We start from the raw sequence: 3121 nt of genomic DNA on the forward strand, positions 1-3121 counted from the left end.
TGTAGCTTAATTGACATATATGTCCAGGTCTAATGCTTGTAGTTTCTGTATCAAAAAAAAGTAATTTCATTTTAATCCTCCAAAAAAATTTATATTATAATTATACCTTAAAATTGGCATAATAAAAGAACAAACATACATTCTAGGAATAAAGAAAAAATTAAATATGATTAAAATACTCAGAATTATATTGAAAATTATTATCAAAAATGCTAAAATTTATTATAATAATAAGTAAATAATAATTATTATTCATAAACTAAGGAGGCGTTGTATATGTTAATAGAAGGAAAAAGAAAGATATCAATAATTGGAGCAGGTTTTGTTGGAGCAACTACGGCTTTTGCACTTATGAATAGTGGAATTGCAACAGAAATTTGTGTTTACGATATAAATATGGAGAAAGCTATGGGAGAGGTAATGGATTTAGTTCATGGAACTTCTTTTGTAAAGCCAATAAATATATATGCAGGATCTTTAGAAGAAACAAAAGATTCAGATATAGTAATAATTACTGCTGGAGCAGGACAAAAAGAAGGAGAAACTAGATTAGACTTAATAGAAAAAAATTATAATATATTTAAAGGATTTGTTCCACAACTAGCAAAATTAAGTCCAAATTCAATTTTACTTGTCGTATCAAATCCAGTTGATGTATTAACTCATATAACTTATAAATTATCAGGATTCCCTAAAGAAAGAGTAATAGGATCAGGAACTGTTTTAGATACTTCAAGACTTAAATATGTTTTAGGTAAATATTTAAATGTAAATAATAGAAATGTTCACTCATATGTAATAGGTGAACATGGAGATAGTGAAGTAGTAACATGGAGTAATGCAAGAGTTGCAGGAGAAGAAATTGATCTTTACGCTAAAGATTTTGAATTAGCTTGGGATGAAGATATAAAAAATGTAATAGAGAATGATGTGAAAAATGCAGCTTATGAAATAATAAGTAGAAAAAAAGCAACTTATTTTGCAGTAGCACTGGCTATAAATAAAATAGTTGAAGCTATTTTTAGAAATTCAAATAGTATTTTAACTGTATCATCTTTATTTGAAGGACAATATGGAATAGAAGATATGTATCTTGCAATTCCAACAGTAGTAAATTTAAAAGGTGCTACTAGAATTGTAGAAATACCTTTATCAGAAGATGAAGAGTCACGATTAAAAGAATCAGCTAGAATATTAAAAACACATTTAGATAAATGCAATCTTTAATAATGAAAGGGGCTGTCGCACTAAAAATTAGTGCATAGTTCCTTTTTTATACAAAAAAACAAATCCCTAACTTCAGAAAAGCTAGGGATTTTGATAAAATATTTATATGCAAAACCAAAATATTTTACTAAAAGATTATACTATCAATCAACAAAATATTCAAATGAAATTTTCATTTGATATTGATTTTATGATTCCAGTAAATGATTCGGTAAGACTGCTAAATCAGTTTGTAGAGGAGCTTAATTTAACTGATTTATATTCTACTTATTCAAAAATAAAAGAAAATCAAGTCTCACCAAGAAATTTACTTAAACTCATAATTTATGCATATATGAATGGCTTGTATTCTTCTCGATCAATGGAATTAGCTTGTCGTAGAGATATCAATTTTATGTTTCTTTTAAATGGAGCTTCCGCTCCGGATCATTCAACTTTCGCTAGATTTAGAAGTTTACATCTTGCCCTATGTTCTAATCAAATTTTAGCTGAAGTAACTAATTTTCTTCATAGTATTGGAGAAATATCTGGTGAATTTATTTTTATAGATGGAACAAAGATTGAAGCAGCATCTAATAAATATACTTTTGTATGGAAAAAATCAGTAACAAAAAACTTAGAGAATTTATTAATTAAAATAGCCGACCTTATAAAAGAATGTGAAGACCTATATGGAATAAAAATAATCTATGATGGTAAAGTTCATCAAAAGCATATAAAGAAATTAGAAACTCAATTATATAAATTAAAAGATAATGAGAATATAGAGTTTGTATATGGAAAAGGTAAAAGAAAAACCTTACTGCAAAAATCTATAGAACAGCTTGATGAATATAGATTAAAACTTAAAGAATATACTAAAAAGTTAGATATTTGTGGAAATAGAAATAGTTATTCAAAAACTGATACCGATGCTACATTTATGAGGATGAAGGAAGATGCGATGCTGAACGGACAACTTAAACCAGCGTACAATCTTCAGCATGGTGTAGATTCAGAATATATTACATGGCTTACCATCGGAGCGCAACCTACTGATACAACAACTTTAATTCCATTTTTAAAAAATATGGAAGAACACTTAAATTTTAAATATTTAAAAATCGTTGCGGATGCCGGATATGAAAGTGAAGAAAACTATTCTTTTTTAGAAGAAAATAATCAAATAGCTTTCATAAAGCCAGCTAACTATGAAATCTCTAAAACAAGAAGATTTAAAAATGACATTGGGAAAATAGAAAATATGGAATATGATAGTACAATAGATACTTATACTTGTATAAATGGAAAAAATTTATTCGTCGATACAATCAAGTTCAGAAAATCTAAAACAGGCTATGAAAGTGAAAAAACAGTTTATGTTTGTGAGGATTGTAACAATTGTAGTCATAAATATAAATGTATAAAAGGAAATAATTCTAAAATGCCACTCGAAGAAAGAACCAAAAAATTTGAAACCTCAAAAAAGTTTAATTCGCAAAGAAAATCTGATTTAGAAAGAATTTTATCAGCTGAAGGCTGTGTTTTAAGAATGAATAGAAGTATTCAAGCTGAGGGCTCTTTTGCACAAATAAAACAAGATATGAACTTCAGACGATTCCTTTCTCGTGGAAAGCAAAATGTACTTGTAGAAAGTATTCTACTTGCAATCGGACATAACATTAAAAAATTACATAATAAAATTCAATCAAATCGTACTGGAACGCATCTATTTAAATTAGCTGAAATAGTTTAAAAACACTAATTTTTATTAGGCTTATTAAAGTGCGCCAATTTTAAATGAATTTATGTACTTAGAATATTTTTAAGAGATTTATGTAACAAAATACTTTCGAAATTCAAAAAAGAGGCTATCGCTAACGGATTTTATTTCCGCTAAAGCGACAGCCCCTTT

The 3121-nt window shown here is 27.4% G+C and carries 2 protein-coding genes; both read left to right on the forward strand.

Annotation, left to right across the window (positions count from 1 at the left end; translation table 11 throughout):
• The first annotated feature begins 276 nt into the window (after nucleotides 1-276).
• Nucleotides 277-1227: an L-lactate dehydrogenase gene (locus tag ACRCYC_RS00715; protein WP_438617276.1), complete on the forward strand. Its 951-nt coding sequence runs from the start codon at nucleotides 277-279 to the stop codon at nucleotides 1225-1227.
• Nucleotides 1228-1333: 106 nt separating this feature from the next.
• The gene (locus ACRCYC_RS00720) at nucleotides 1334-2962 is read left to right on the forward strand and encodes an IS1182 family transposase (RefSeq protein WP_438617277.1); all 1629 of its coding nucleotides are present in this window, start codon (nucleotides 1334-1336) and stop codon (nucleotides 2960-2962) included.
• Nucleotides 2963-3121 lie beyond the last annotated feature (159 nt).

Source organism: Paraclostridium sp., assembly GCF_051657365.1.
Taxonomy (GTDB): Bacteria; Bacillota; Clostridia; order Peptostreptococcales; family Peptostreptococcaceae; genus Paraclostridium.